We start from the raw sequence: 13429 nt of genomic DNA, 5'->3' as shown, positions 1-13429 counted from the left end.
TATGACGTCAGGCCGGCTGTACCTGCATCGACGCGATGCGGGCCCGGTTCGGACGCTGGACACGACGCACGCGCTGGGCAAGCACACGGGCGACACGCTCGGCAGCCTGGTCGATCGCAGCGCGGACGTCGAGCTGCGTGATGGCGAACACCACGTCGGGCAGGTTGCGCAGGCGCAGTTGTACCACGCAACGCTTGTCCTGGCCGCCGCGCGGGCCATTGACGTCGGCCACTTTCACGCGCGCCCACTGGATGTGGTCACGAAAACGTCCGATTGCGAAGCCCATCCGGCGGGTCACGTAATCACGCAGGACGGGCGCGGCTTCGACGCCCTCACAATGCAGATCGATTCGCATCTCGAGTCTCCTTATTGGTAGTTGCGCATCACCGCCAGGCTGGACGCCTGCCGGATACTAAACCTCAGACGCTTCGATAGAATCTCGGTTCAACAGAATATGCATCCGATTTTTTCGAAGTATTCACGACACCCGGGAGCCAGCCATGATCAACTACAAGCAGTTGCATCACTTCTGGACCGTCGCCCGAGCAGGTGGGATCGTGCGCGGCGCAGAACGTTCCGGACTTGCACCACAAACCCTGTCTGGCCAGATCGCCACACTCGAAGCCGAACTCGGCGTCAGCCTGTTCAAGCGCCAGGGGCGCGGGCTGGCGCTGACCGACACCGGGCGCGTCGCCCTCGATTATGCCGAAGAAATTTTCCGTCTTGGCGACGAACTGGAAGAAGCGATCCGCAGCCGCGCCAGCGGACGTGCGGTTCCCTTCCGGGTCGGCGTCGCCGACGTGGTGCCGAAGACGATCGCCTGGCTGCTGCTGGCGCCGTCGATGACGCTGGCCGAGCCGATGCGCATCGTCTGCCGCGAAGGCAAGTTCGACGCCCTGCTCGGGGAACTGGCGATCCACAAGCTCGACGTCGTACTCGCCGACGGCCCGATGCCGTCGAACATGGACGTGCGCGGCTACAGCCACAAGCTGAGCGAATCGACCATCGGCTTCTTCGCCGCGCCCAGCCTGGCCGAGGCCCTGAGCAGCGACTTTCCGCACAGCCTGAACGGCGCGCCGCTGCTGCTGCCGGGCAGCGAAGCCGCGGTACGCGGCCCGCTGCTGCGCTGGCTCGACGCCGCCGGGCTGAAGCCGCACATCGTCGGTGAATTCGACGACAGCGCGCTGATGCGCGCCTTCGCCGAAGCCGGCGCCGGCATCTTCCCCAGCGCCCAGGCGGTCGGCGAGCAGCTCTGCCGCCAGGATGCGATGGTGCATCTGGGCACGGCCGACGGCGTCGTCGAAACCTATTACGCCATCTCGGTGGAGCGCCGGCTGACCCACCCTGCGGTACGCGCGATCAGCGCCGCGGCGAACGAAGGCCAGCAGTCGGCGTAAGCCGCGCGGACAGAAGCCCTCACCCATCCGCCGGCTCAATGCCGCCCCATGTCGATGTAGAACACGAGCGCCACGACGAGCAGCGCCAGCACGATCGAAAGGCACTTCCAGAACAGCACCGGATCGCGCTCCGCCAACGGCGTTCGCCGTGATCGCAGGAAACTCGCATCCGGCGCGCTCAGGTCGTGCACGAACTCCGAAATCACTTGCTGCCGCTTCGCCGGCACCGGATGCAGCGCCTTGCCGAGCACCGCATCCAGCCACGGCGGCAATTCGGGCCGGAAGTGGCGCAGCGGCACGTAGCGCAGCTTGCGCAGATCATGCAGCGTCCTTACGCGCGCTGCGCTCAGGCCGTAAGGTAGCTGGCCGCAGAGCATCTGGTAGGAGATGGCGGCCAGCGAGAACAGATCCGCCTCCACGCCGGCCGCCTGGCCGAGCAGGCATTCCGGTGCCATGTACTGCAGGGTGCCGGGCGGGATGGTATGCGCCGGCTCGCGCCACCCCTCGGCCAGTCCGGCGACATGCACGTTCGCCAGGTCAATCAGCTTGACCGTGCCGTCGCGATCGATCATCACGTTCTCGGGGCGCAGATCGCGATGCAGCATGTCGCGGCCGTGCAATGCCTGCAGGCCCTGCGCCAGTTGGCCGACGATTCCGCGCACGACGTCGAGCGGCGGCTTCGGATGGTCGATCATCCATTGCGCCAGCGTCTGCCCCTCGATGTACTCCATCGCCACGTAGAGATGAGCACGCCGGCGCTCGCCCGGCCAGGCCTTGATGACGTGCGGACTATCGACGCGACGCGCCACCCACTCCTCCAGCACGAAACTGTCGAGATAGTCCGCATCCCCGCGCAGATCAATCGACGGCGTCTTCAGCACCAGTTGCCGGCCGCTGTCCTCATCCACCGCGAGGAAGACGTGGCTGCGCGCGCTCACCTGCAGCTCGCGCACGATGGTGAAACCTTCGAACACCGCGCGCGGCGTCAGCACCGACGGCAGGGCCAGCCCTTCCCGCCGCAGTTGCGCCTTTGGCGCTTCGTCCTGCGGCAGTTCGTCGATCCGCAGCAATTGCAGTGTGGCGTCGTCCTCGCTGCCGGCCGCGCGCGCCTGCGCCACCAGCCACGCGGCCGCTGCATCGAGATCGTCGGGATGGCGGGCGATACCGCGATGGACGAGTGTGGCGTCGAGATATTCATAGGCCCCGTCCGTCGCCAGCACATAGATTTCTCCACGCTCGGCCTCCCAGCAAGCGTAGTCGATCTCGACGTGCGGGCTGGTGCCGAGCGCGCGGGCGAGATAGCTCTCGACCGACGAATGGCGGATCCGGTGGTCCTCCGTCAATTGCTCCAGCGACTGCGGATGCAGCCGATAGATGCGCGAATCGCCGACGTGCAGCAGGTGCAGATCACGCCCTTTCAGCACCAGCGCGCTGAAGGTGCAGACATGGCCGCGATCCTTGTCGAAGCAGCCCTCGCCGCGCTGCGTCTGGCCATGCAGCCAGGCGTTGGTCGCGCCCAGCACACACTGCGCCGCGCGGCGCACCGTCCAGGCTTCGGAAGTGGCGTAGTAGTCCTCCAGGAAGGAGTGGACTGCGGTCTGGCTGGCCAGATGGCTGACGCGGCTCGAGCTGATGCCGTCGGCCAGCGCCAGCACGATGCCCTTGGTGGCCAGCAGGTTTCCGCCCGGCAGCATGGCGCCGTGGAAATCCTGGTTGACGGGATGGGCGCCGACCAGCGAATGCTGGCCGACGGATACGCGTGGCGGCTTGCGCATCGGCAGCCGGCGGCGCTCAGGCGACCTTGCGCTTGGGCGCGGTCTTGTAGTGTGTGGAGTACAGCGTGGCGCCGACGAAGGTGAGGCCGCCAACCAGATTGCCCAGCACCGTCGGGATCTCGTTCCACAACATGTAATCCATGAAGGTGAACTGGCCGCCGAGCATCAGGCCGGAGGGGAACAGGTACATGTTCACGATGCTGTGCTCGAAACCCATGTAGAAGAACACCAGGATCGGCATCCACATCGCAATCACCTTGCCCGACACGCTGGTGGACATCATCGCCGCGACCACACCGGTCGACACCATCCAGTTGCACATCACCGCCCGCACGAACAGGGTCAGCATGCCGGCCGCGCCGTGCTCGGCGTAGCCGACGGTGCGGCCTTCGCCGATGTGGCCGATCTTCTGGCCGATGGCGTTGGGCGCCTCGGTGAAGCCGTTGGTGAAGATGATGGCCATGAACACCGCCACCGTGATCGCACCGCCGAAGTTGCCGATGAACACCAGCGACCAGTTGCGCATCACCCCGCCCCAGGTGGCGCCGGGCCGGCGGTCGAAGACCGCCAGCGGTGCCAGCGTGAACACGCCGGTGAGCAGGTCGAAGCCGAGCAGGTAGAGCATGCAGAAGCCGACCGGGAAGAGCAGCGCGCCGAGCAGCGGATTGCCGGTGTTGACCGTCACCGACACGGCGAAGGCCGCAGCCAATGCCAGGATGGCGCCGGCCATGTAGGCACGGATCAGGGTGTCGCGGGTGGACATCAGGAGTTTGGATTCGCCGGCGTCGATCATCTTGGTGACGAATTCGGCAGGAGCCAGGTATGCCATGAAGGACCTCTCGGAAAATGGTCTTGGATCAGGAAAGGGTGGAAAGGGAAACGAAGACCGCTTCACCGCGCACCTGCACCCGGTGCGCACGCACCGAATGCTCGGGCGCCTCCAGGCAGGCGCCGGTGCGCAGGTCGAAGTGGTTCTTGTACAGCGGCGAGGCGACGACGAGATGCTCGCCGAGATTCCCGATCAGCCCGCGCGACAGCACGCTGGCGCCGGAGCGGGGGTCGATGTTGTCGATGGCGTAGAAGCCGTCCTCGCCCAGGCGGAAGACAGCAACGTGGTGGTCCTCCACCAGCGCACAGACGCCGGTGCCGGGCAAGATGTCGCCGATTTTGCAGACGGCGGTCCAGCGCGGTTTCTTGGTACTCATGGGGTGTTCCTCGGTGGATTCAGGTGCTCAGTTCGGCAGTTGCCGCCAACGCCGGGACGCGCTCGTCGGCGCGGGCGGGCCGGATCTGGCCGCGCTCCTCGACGAAGACGATGCGCGCGTCGGGCTGCGGGTCGTTCACGAAACTGCGGAAGCGCCTGCGCACGCCGGGGTCGGTGACCGCGGTCTTCCACTCGCACTGGTAGGTATCGACCACGTGCTGCATCTGGCGCTCGAGTTCGTCGCCGATGCCCAGCGAATCGTCGATCAGCACCGCCTTCAGGTAATCCAGCCCGCCTTCGAGGTTGTCGCGCCAGGTGCTGGTGCGCTGCAGGCGGTCGGCAGTGCGCACGTAGAACATCAGGAAGCGATCGATCAGACGCACCAGGGCGGTCTTGTCGAGATCGCTGGCGATCAGCTCGGCGTGGCGCGGCTTCATGCCGCCGTTGCCGCAGACGTAGAGGTTCCAGCCGCGCTCGGTGGCAATGATGCCGACGTCCTTGCCCTGCGCCTCTGCGCATTCGCGGGTGCAGCCGGAGACGCCGAACTTGATCTTGTGCGGTGCGCGCAGGCCCTTGTAGCGGTTCTCCAGTTCGACCGCCAAGCCCACCGAGTCCTGCACGCCGTAGCGGCACCAGGTCGAGCCGACACAGCTCTTCACCGTGCGCAGCGACTTGCCGTAGGCATGGCCGGATTCGAAGCCGGCGGCGATCAGCTCTTCCCAGATCAACGGCAACTGCTCGACACGGGCGCCGAACAGGTCCACCCGCTGGCCACCGGTGATCTTGGTGTAGAGGCCGTACTTCTTCGCCACCTGGGCGACTGCGATCAAGCCGTCGGGCGTCACCTCGCCACCGGGCATGCGCGGCACCACCGAGTAGCTGCCGTCCTTCTGGATGTTGCCGAGGAAGTAGTCGTTGCTGTCCTGCAGGCTGGCAAGCTCGCCCTTGAGCACGAAGTCGTTCCAGCACGAGGCGAAGATCGAGGCCGCGGTCGGCTTGCAGATGTCGCAGCCCAGACCGCGGCCGTGGCGGGCGAGCAGTTCATCGAAGCTGCGGATCCCGCCGACGCGCACCAGGTGATACAGTTCCTGGCGCGAATGGGGGAAATGCTCGCACAGGTGGTCGGTTACCGCCATGCCGAGCTTGGCCATTTCGGCCTTCATGATCTGCGTCACCAGCGGCACGCAGCCGCCGCAGGTGGCGCCGGCCTGGGTGCAGGCCTTGATCTCGCCGATGCTGGTTGCGCCCTCGGCCACCGCAGTGCAGATCTGCTCCTTGCTGACGTTGTTGCACGAGCAGATCTGCGCACTGTCGGGCAGCTCATGCGCACCGAGGCCGGGCCGGGCCTTGCCGTCCCCTGCCGGCAGGATCAGGAACTCCGGAGCCTCCGGCAGCGCGATGCCGTTCAGGGCCATCTGCAGCAGGGTGCCATATTCGTCGGCATTGCCCACCAGCACTGCGCCGAGCAGGTGCTTGCCGTCGGCGCTGACGACGATCTTCTTGTAGATCTGCTTGCATTCGTCGGTATAACGGAAGCTGCGACAGCCCGGCGTCCGACCGTGGGCGTCGCCGATGCTGGCCACATCGACCCCCATCAGCTTGAGCTTGGTGCTCATGTCGGCGCCGGCGAAAACCGCCCCGGCCTCACCCGCAAGCTGGCGCGCGGCAATACGCGCCATCTCGTAGCCTGGCGCGACCAGACCGAAAGTCTGGTCGCGCCAGGCCGCGCATTCGCCGATGGCGTAGATGTCCGGGTCGCTGGTGCGACACTGGTCGTCGATCGCGATACCGCCGCGGGCGCCGACCGCGAGCGCATTCTGGCGCGCCAGTTCGTCGCGCGGGCGGATGCCGGCGGAGAACACGATCATGTCGGTTTCCAGATGGCTGCCATCAGCGAACACCATCCGGTGGCGGGCCTGGCGGCCGTCGGTGATCTCCAGGGTGTTGCGCTCGGTATGCACCTGCACGCCCAGCGCCTCGATCTTGCTGCGCAGGATGCGCCCGCCATCGTCGTCGACCTGCACCGCCATCAGCCGCGGCGCAAACTCGACCACATGGGTCTCCAGGCCAAGGTCGCGCAAGGCCTTGGCACACTCCAGGCCAAGCAGCCCACCGCCCACCACGACGCCCTTGCGCGAGATCGCGCTGGCCTCCTTCATCGCCTCGAGGTCCTCGATCGTGCGATAGACGAAACATTGCCCACGGTCGCTACCCTTGACCGGCGGCACGAAAGGATAGGACCCGGTGGCCAGCACCAGCTTGTCGTAGGAGAGGGTGACACCGTCCTGCGTCGTCACCGTTTTCGCGCGGCGATCGATGGCCGCCGCACGGCTGTTCAGACGCAGATCGAAGCCGGTGTCGGCGAAAAAACCGGGCTCGACCAGCGACAGGTCTTCCGCCGTCTTGCCGGCAAAGAAATCCGACAGATGTACGCGGTCGTAAGCCGTACGCGGCTCCTCGCCCAACACGGTGACGTCGGCTGCCGGAAACTGCAACTGCCGGAGCGCTTCGAGGAACTTGTGGCCGACCATACCGTGGCCAACGAGAACGATCTTCATGCGGGTATCACTCATTCGGGCCCCGGGAGGCTGGCGATACCGGCGCAGCGGATTCGACCCGGCGCAAGCATGAAGACCTCCGCGGAACGCGGTTCGAAATCAGATGGATTCCGTGGCCGACACGGACCGAAGCAGGGCCATGTCCACCAGCATCCACCGTCATTGGCGGAGGTTCTCGCTCGCAGCGCCGTTGCTGGCGAGCAATGGCTATAAAGCAGGTCTCGTGCCAGTAATGAAATCAGGGAGAAATGAGCGTGTTTCCGGGGAGCAAGGGCTCAGGCCGCCCACGACCGACGCACTACAACGGTGCCCGGATCACCAGAATGGTGCCTGGGGTCGCTCGATGGCAGGTGCATGCCGCTCGAGATTGAGCGCCATGACATCCTCGCGCCTGCAGCGAATGCCGCCGAAGCGCTGTGGTACCAGATATGGGCCAGAGGAGGAGGAAACCGGGCTTGGTGCTGCAAACTTGCAGCAAAAACTCTAGAATGGCCGGCTTTCGCCGTGCCGGAGTCAGGCAGCCCTTTGATTTCATTCATGGTGCCGGGAGTGGGACTCGAACCCACACACCTTGCGGCGGCGGATTTTGAATCCGCTGCGTCTACCGATTCCGCCATCCCGGCAAGGAAGGCGCGCATTATCCACGAATACTGCTCGCCGCGGCAAGCAGGACGCCGAGGGCCGAGCGCAGGCTGCGCCTGCAGCCTTCCATTCAACATCATCCCCTGATCACATGCAGCTCACGCTGAACGATTTCGACTATCCCCTGCCGCCGGAACTGATCGCCCAGGCGCCGCTCGCCGAGCGCAGCGCAAGCCGCCTGCTGGTCGTGCCCGCGGACAAGGACGTGCCCCTTCTCGATCGCCACTTTGCCGATCTGCCCGAGCTGATCGGCCCGAACGACCTGCTGGTGTTCAACGACACCCGCGTGATCCATGCCCGCCTGCACGGCGTCAAGGCCAGCGGCGGCCAGGTCGAAGTGCTGATCGAGCGCGCCGTCGGCCCGCACGAAGCGCTCGCCCAGGTACGCGCGAGCAAGTCGCCCAGAACCGGCAGCACGCTGCGCCTGGCCGATGCCTTCGAGGTCGAGGTGCTCGGCCGCGCCGGCGAGTTCTACCACCTGCGCTTTCCCGCCGGCGAAGGCCTGTTCGAATTGCTGGAACGCCACGGCAAGCTGCCGCTGCCGCCCTACATCCAGCGCGCCGCCGGTGACGACGACGAAAGCCGCTACCAGACCGTGTTCGCGCGCGAGCCCGGCTCGGTCGCCGCACCGACTGCCGGCCTGCATTTCGACGAAGCCACCCTCGCCCGCCTCGCGGCAAAGGGCGCGCGCTGCGCCTGGCTGACGCTGCACGTCGGCGCCGGCACCTTCCAGCCGGTGCGCGTCGACGACCTCGGTCAACACCGCATGCACCGCGAGCGCTACGTGATCCCGCAGCAGACGGTCGATGCCATCGCGGCCGCCCGCACCGCCGGCGGCCGCGTCATCGCCGTCGGCACCACCAGCATGCGGGCGCTGGAGGCCGCTGCGCAGGACGGCCCGCTCACCGCCGGCAGCGGCGAGACCGAGATATTCATCCTGCCCGGCTTCCACTTCCAGGTCGTCGATGCGCTCATCACCAATTTCCACCTGCCCAAGTCCACGCTGTTGATGCTCGTCTCCGCCTTCGCCGGCATGGACGAGATCCGCCGTGCCTACGCCCACGCCATCGCCCGGCGCTACCGCTTCTTTAGCTACGGCGACGCGATGTTCCTCACCCGCAACGAAAACGCCGAACACGATGCAGTTTGAACTCCTCACCACCGACGGCGGCGCCCGCCGCGGCCGCCTGACGCTGAACCACGGCACGGTCGAAACACCGGTCTTCATGCCGGTGGGCACCTACGGCACGGTCAAGGCGATGACGCCGTCCATGCTCGCCGACATCGGCGCGCAGATCTGCCTCGGCAACACCTTCCACCTGTGGCTGCGCCCGGGGCTGGACATCATCCGCGCGCACGAGGGCCTGCACCGCTTCATGGCCTGGGACAAGCCCATCCTCACCGACTCGGGCGGCTTCCAGGTCTTCAGCCTGGGCGCGCTGCGCAAGATCAGCGAGGAAGGAGTGAAGTTCGCCAGCCCGATCGACGGCGCAAAGCTGTTCCTGACGCCGGAAATCTCGATGCAGATCCAGGCCGTGCTGAACTCGGACATCGTCATGATCTTCGACGAATGCACGCCCTACCCCGCCAGCCGCGACGAGGCGGCGAAGTCGATGCGGCTGTCGCAGCGCTGGGCGCGCCGCTCGCGCGACGAGTTCGACCGCCTCGAGAACCCCAACGCCCTGTTCGGCATCGTCCAGGGCGGCATGTACGAGGACCTGCGCGACGAATCGCTCGGCGCGCTGGAAGACATCGGCTTCCACGGCTTCGCCATCGGCGGGCTGTCGGTTGGCGAGCCGAAGGAAGACATGGCGCGCATCCTCGCCCACACCGCGCCGCGCCTGCCGAAGCACAAGCCGCGCTACCTGATGGGCGTGGGCACGCCCGAGGACATCGTCGAAGGCGTGGCCGCCGGCATCGACATGTTCGACTGCGTGATGCCGACCCGAAACGCACGCAACGGCTGGCTGTTCACCCGCTACGGCGACGTCAAGATCAAGAATGCGGTGCACAAGGCCGACCCCCGCCCGCTCGATCCATCCTGCGACTGCTATACCTGCCGCAACTTCAGCCGCGCCTACCTGCACCACCTGCACCGTACCGGCGAGATTCTCGGCAGCATGCTCAACACGGTGCACAACCTGCGCTACTACCAGACCTTGACGGCCGAACTGCGCGAAGCCATCGCCGGCCAGGCTTTCGAGGCCCATGTGCGCCGCTTCCGCGAGGAACGCGCACGAGGCGCGCATTGAACCCCGCGCGCCCGGCAACGTCTCACCCGGCCGGAGCACTCGCCGGCAACTGCTATAATCGAGCGCTTTTTCGCTAACCCGGAGTAACCAACGTGCTGATTTCCAATGCCTATGCCCAAGCTGCGGGCAGCGACCCGACCGGCGGCCTGATGGGCCTGCTGCCCCTGATCCTGATGTTCGTGGTGCTGTGGTTCCTGATGATCCGCCCGCAGATGAAGCGCGCCAAGGAACACAAGGCCATGGTCGAAGCCCTGGCCAAGGGTGACGAAGTCATCACCGGTGGCGGCATCGCCGGCCGCGTGACCGAAGTCGGTGACAGCTTCGTGCAGGTCGAAGTGGCTGCCAACACCGTGATCGCGGTGCAGAAGCAGGCCGTCGCCTCCGTGCTGCCCAAGGGCACCCTGAAGTCCCTTTGATCCCATTTGCCGTGGAGCCGGGTGTCCTCCCCAGAGGCTTGCCCGGTTTTGCGCAATCCCGGCTGCCCCGCCCGCCACCGCCCCAGGCGATGGTCGCGGCCCGGCACCATACTGTCTGCCGCCGACGATGAATCGCTATCCCCTCTGGAAGAACCTCATGATCGGCCTCGTGCTGTTGTGGGGTCTGATCTACACCTTGCCCAACTTCTACGGCGAGGTTCCCGCAGTCCAGGTGTCCAGCGCCAAGGCCACGCTGAGGCTCGACCCCGCTGCCGCCTCCGATCGCGTCGCCAATGCGCTGAAGGACGCCGGCATCGAACACGACGGCATCTTCTCCGACGCCGGCAGCGTGCGTGCCCGCTTCGCCAGCACCGACATCCAGCTGCGCGCCAAGGACGTCATCGAGCGCGCCTTCAACCCGGACGCCGAAGACCCGTCCTACGTCGTCGCGCTGAACCTGCTGCCGGCCTCGCCCGCCTGGTTGACCGCGATCCACGCGCTGCCGATGTACCTCGGCCTCGACCTGCGCGGCGGCGTGCATTTCCTGCTCGAAGTGGACATGCCGGGCGCGCTGACCAAGCGCCTCGACTCCACCACCGGCGACCTGCGCACGCTGATGCGCGACAAGAACGTCCGTCACGCCGGCATCAGCCGCGAAGGCAACACCGTCGTCATCCGCTTCCGCGAGGCCGCCCAGCGCGAGGCCGGCCGCCGAGCCATCCAGGACAACACCGCCGATCTGCAACTGAGCGACCGCGACGCCGGCGCCGACGACCTGCGCCTGGTCGCCACGCTGACGCCGCAGGCGCAGCAGACGATGCGCGATTTCGCCATCAAGCAGAACATCACCACGCTGCACAACCGCATCAACGAACTCGGCGTCGCCGAGCCGGTGATCCAGCAGCAGGGCGCGGATCGCATCGTCGTCCAGCTGCCGGGCGTGCAGGACGTGGCCAAGGCCAAGGACATCCTCGGCCGCACCGCGACGCTGGAAGTGCGCATGGTGGACGACACCCCCGGCGCGCTCGAATCGGCACTGGCGGGCAACATCCCCTTCGGCACCGAACTGTATTCGGAACGTGGCGGCGGCCCGCTGCTGGTCAGGAAGCAGGTCGTGCTGACCGGCGACCGCCTCACCGACGCCCAGCCCGGCTTCGACGGCCAGACCAACGAACCCGCGGTGCATCTGACGCTGGACGCCGCCGGCGCCCGCATCTTCCGCGACGTCACGCGCGAGAGCGTCGGCAAGCGCATGGCGATCCTGCTGATCGAGAAGGGCAAGGGCGAAGTCGTCACCGCGCCGGTGATCCGCACCGAGATCGGCGGCGGCCGCGTGCAGATCTCCGGCCGCATGACCACCACCGAAGCGAACGACGTCGCCCTGCTGCTGCGCGCCGGCTCGCTCGCCGCACCAATGGAAATCATCGAGGAGCGCACCGTCGGCCCCAGCCTCGGCGCCGACAACATCACCAAGGGCTTCAACTCGACGCTGTGGGGCTTCGTCGCCATCGCCGTGTTCATGTGCCTGTATTACGCGCTGTTCGGCGTCGTGTCGTCGATTGCGCTGGCCGCCAACCTGCTGCTGCTGGTGGCGCTGCTGTCGCTGCTGCAGGCCACGCTGACGCTGCCCGGCATCGCCGCGATGGCGCTCACGCTGGGCATGGCGATCGACGCCAACGTGCTGATCAACGAGCGCATCCGCGAGGAACTGCGCAACGGCTCCAGCCCGCAGGCCGCAATCGCCGCCGGCTACGACCGCGCCTGGAACACCATCCTCGACTCCAACGTCACCAGCCTGATCGCCGGCATCGCGCTGCTGGTGTTCGGTTCGGGGCCAGTGCGCGGCTTCGCCGTGGTGCACTGCCTCGGCATCCTGACCTCGATGTTCAGCGCCATCCTGGTGTCGCGGATGCTGATCAACTTCATCTACGGCCGCCGCCGCAAGATCGACAGCCTGTCCATCGGCCAGGTCTGGAAACCGGACAGCAACTGAGCGCGGGACAAGGGAACGCACAATCATGGAATTCTTCCGCATCAAGAAAGACATCCCGTTCATGCGCCACTCGCTGGTGTTCAACGCGATCTCTTTCGCCACCTTCCTGCTCGCGGTGTTCTTCATCGCCACCCGCGGCCTGCACCTGTCGGTGGAGTTCACCGGCGGCACGCTGGTCGAAGTCACCTACGCCGAAGCCCAGCAACTGGAGCCGATCCGCAGCGCACTCGCGGCCGACGGCAACACCGACATCCTGGTGCAGCACTTCGGCAGCGCGCGCGACGTGCTGATCCGCCTGCCCAACCGCGACGACGTCGACAGCAACGGCATCGCCGACCGCGTGATGGCCACGCTGCACAAGATGGACACGCCGGCGCCGGAACTGCGCCGCGTCGAGTTCGTCGGTCCGCAGGTCGGCAAGGAGCTCGCCAGCGACGGCGCGATGGCGCTGCTGCTGGTGATCATCGGCATCATCGTCTATCTGGCGCTGCGCTTCGAATGGCGCCTGGGCGTCGCCACCATCGTCGCCAACCTCCACGACGTCATCATCATCCTGGGCTTCTTCGCCTTCTTCCAGTGGGAATTCTCGCTGGCGGTACTGGCGGCGACGCTGGCGGTGCTGGGCTACTCGGTGAACGAATCGGTGGTCATCTTCGACCGCGTGCGCGAAACCTTCCGCAAGAAGCGCGGCTACACCACCGAGCAGGTGGTCGACCATGCCATCACCAGCACCATCTCGCGTACCGTCATCACTCACGGCAGCACGCAGATGATGGTGCTGTCGATGCTGATCTTCGGCGGCGAGACGCTGTTCTACTTCGCCCTGGCGCTGACCATCGGCATCTGCTTCGGCATCTACTCCTCGGTGCTGGTCGCCAGCCCGCTGGCGATCTGGCTCGGCATGAAGCGCGAGCAGTTCGTGAAGGTGAAGAAGGAGAAAGAAGAAGCGGTGGTCTGATACGGCCCGACACGCTGAGGAAAAGGCGCCCCACCCGGGCGCCTTTTTCATTTCGGCACCGGGTTCCGCTGGACTGCGCCGAATCCCGGCATGGCAGGTCCGTCACCGCGGCGAAACGCCCGGACAGGGCACAGTCCTCCGATCAGGCGTTGTGCGAAGCAGCAGGGCCGGCAGGCAGACGGAAAGACGCCGGCTCCTGCTCATCGAGCTGGCCGACCAAGTCCGTCTCCCAGG

11 protein-coding genes and 1 tRNA gene are annotated in these 13429 nt (G+C 66.4%); 6 read left to right on the top strand and 6 right to left on the bottom strand.

Annotated elements, in window-relative coordinates; all coding sequences use genetic code 11:
• Positions 1-7 precede the first annotated feature (7 nt).
• Complete coding sequence (locus tag ACNQFN_RS06010) at positions 8-355, bottom strand: HPF/RaiA family ribosome-associated protein (RefSeq protein ID WP_068636043.1); 348 nt, start codon at positions 353-355, stop codon at positions 8-10.
• 145 nt (positions 356-500) lie between these two features.
• Between ACNQFN_RS06010 and nhaR the strand changes: the two genes are divergently transcribed.
• The gene (nhaR, locus tag ACNQFN_RS06005; RefSeq protein WP_068636042.1) at positions 501-1397 is read left to right on the top strand and encodes a transcriptional activator NhaR; all 897 of its coding nucleotides are present in this window, start codon (positions 501-503) and stop codon (positions 1395-1397) included.
• A gap of 35 nt (positions 1398-1432) precedes the next feature.
• On the opposite strand, the gene ACNQFN_RS06000 is transcribed toward nhaR, so the two are convergent.
• The 5 genes from ACNQFN_RS06000 to ACNQFN_RS05980 all read right to left on the bottom strand — a co-directional run bounded on the left by ACNQFN_RS06000 (position 1433) and on the right by ACNQFN_RS05980 (position 7557).
• Positions 1433-3172, bottom strand: coding sequence for a bifunctional protein-serine/threonine kinase/phosphatase (locus ACNQFN_RS06000; protein WP_068636041.1), 1740 nt, complete (start codon positions 3170-3172; stop codon positions 1433-1435).
• A gap of 16 nt (positions 3173-3188) precedes the next feature.
• Positions 3189-4001 carry a formate/nitrite transporter family protein gene (locus tag ACNQFN_RS05995; RefSeq protein WP_418648262.1) on the bottom strand — a complete coding sequence of 271 codons (813 nt, stop codon included), beginning with the start codon at positions 3999-4001 and terminating at the stop codon, positions 3189-3191.
• 28 nt (positions 4002-4029) lie between these two features.
• Positions 4030-4377: a nitrite reductase small subunit NirD gene (gene nirD, locus ACNQFN_RS05990; protein WP_068636039.1), complete on the bottom strand. Its 348-nt coding sequence runs from the start codon at positions 4375-4377 to the stop codon at positions 4030-4032.
• A gap of 19 nt (positions 4378-4396) precedes the next feature.
• The gene (nirB, locus tag ACNQFN_RS05985; RefSeq protein WP_418648261.1) at positions 4397-6934 is read right to left on the bottom strand and encodes a nitrite reductase large subunit NirB; all 2538 of its coding nucleotides are present in this window, start codon (positions 6932-6934) and stop codon (positions 4397-4399) included.
• 538 nt (positions 6935-7472) lie between these two features.
• Positions 7473-7557, bottom strand: a tRNA-Leu gene (locus ACNQFN_RS05980).
• 110 nt (positions 7558-7667) lie between these two features.
• Between ACNQFN_RS05980 and queA the strand changes: the two genes are divergently transcribed.
• The 5 genes from queA to secF all read left to right on the top strand — a co-directional run bounded on the left by queA (position 7668) and on the right by secF (position 13195).
• Positions 7668-8726, top strand: a complete 1059-nt coding sequence (gene queA, locus ACNQFN_RS05975; RefSeq protein ID WP_418648260.1) for a tRNA preQ1(34) S-adenosylmethionine ribosyltransferase-isomerase QueA — start codon at positions 7668-7670, stop codon at positions 8724-8726.
• Positions 8716-9828 (top strand): tRNA guanosine(34) transglycosylase Tgt, encoded by a 1113-nt coding sequence (gene tgt, locus ACNQFN_RS05970; protein ID WP_418648259.1) that lies wholly within the window; start codon positions 8716-8718, stop codon positions 9826-9828. Before queA ends, tgt begins: the two co-directional genes overlap by 11 nt.
• 92 nt (positions 9829-9920) lie before the next feature.
• Positions 9921-10244, top strand: coding sequence for a preprotein translocase subunit YajC (gene yajC / locus ACNQFN_RS05965; RefSeq protein ID WP_068636035.1), 324 nt, complete (start codon positions 9921-9923; stop codon positions 10242-10244).
• A gap of 127 nt (positions 10245-10371) precedes the next feature.
• Entirely contained in the window at positions 10372-12237 is a 1866-nt protein-coding gene (gene secD / locus ACNQFN_RS05960; RefSeq protein ID WP_418648258.1) for a protein translocase subunit SecD, read from the top strand.
• 25 nt (positions 12238-12262) lie between these two features.
• Positions 12263-13195, top strand: coding sequence for a protein translocase subunit SecF (gene secF, locus ACNQFN_RS05955; protein ID WP_418648257.1), 933 nt, complete (start codon positions 12263-12265; stop codon positions 13193-13195).
• Positions 13196-13429: the final 234 nt, after the last annotated feature.

It is taken from the genome of Thauera butanivorans (genome assembly GCF_048398245.1).
In the GTDB taxonomy this organism is placed as follows: Bacteria; Pseudomonadota; Gammaproteobacteria; order Burkholderiales; family Rhodocyclaceae; genus Thauera; species Thauera butanivorans.
The sequence above is the reverse complement of the archived record's forward strand: the minus strand, read 5'-3'. Positions and strand labels throughout refer to the sequence as shown.

Bases quoted from the DNA above. Each gene is read 5' to 3' on its own strand.
- queA (WP_418648260.1), top strand. From the start codon at position 7,668: ATGCAGCTCACGCTGAACGATTTCGACTATCCCCTGCCGCCGGAACTG.
- secD (WP_418648258.1), top strand. From the start codon at position 10,372: ATGAATCGCTATCCCCTCTGGAAGAACCTCATGATCGGCCTCGTGCTG.
- ACNQFN_RS05995 (WP_418648262.1), bottom strand. From the start codon at position 4,001: ATGGCATACCTGGCTCCTGCCGAATTCGTCACCAAGATGATCGACGCC.
- nhaR (WP_068636042.1), top strand. From the start codon at position 501: ATGATCAACTACAAGCAGTTGCATCACTTCTGGACCGTCGCCCGAGCA.
- ACNQFN_RS06010 (WP_068636043.1), bottom strand. From the start codon at position 355: ATGCGAATCGATCTGCATTGTGAGGGCGTCGAAGCCGCGCCCGTCCTG.
- nirD (WP_068636039.1), bottom strand. From the start codon at position 4,377: ATGAGTACCAAGAAACCGCGCTGGACCGCCGTCTGCAAAATCGGCGAC.
- secF (WP_418648257.1), top strand. From the start codon at position 12,263: ATGGAATTCTTCCGCATCAAGAAAGACATCCCGTTCATGCGCCACTCG.
- tgt (WP_418648259.1), top strand. From the start codon at position 8,716: ATGCAGTTTGAACTCCTCACCACCGACGGCGGCGCCCGCCGCGGCCGC.
- ACNQFN_RS06000 (WP_068636041.1), bottom strand. From the start codon at position 3,172: ATGCGCAAGCCGCCACGCGTATCCGTCGGCCAGCATTCGCTGGTCGGC.
- nirB (WP_418648261.1), bottom strand. From the start codon at position 6,934: ATGAAGATCGTTCTCGTTGGCCACGGTATGGTCGGCCACAAGTTCCTC.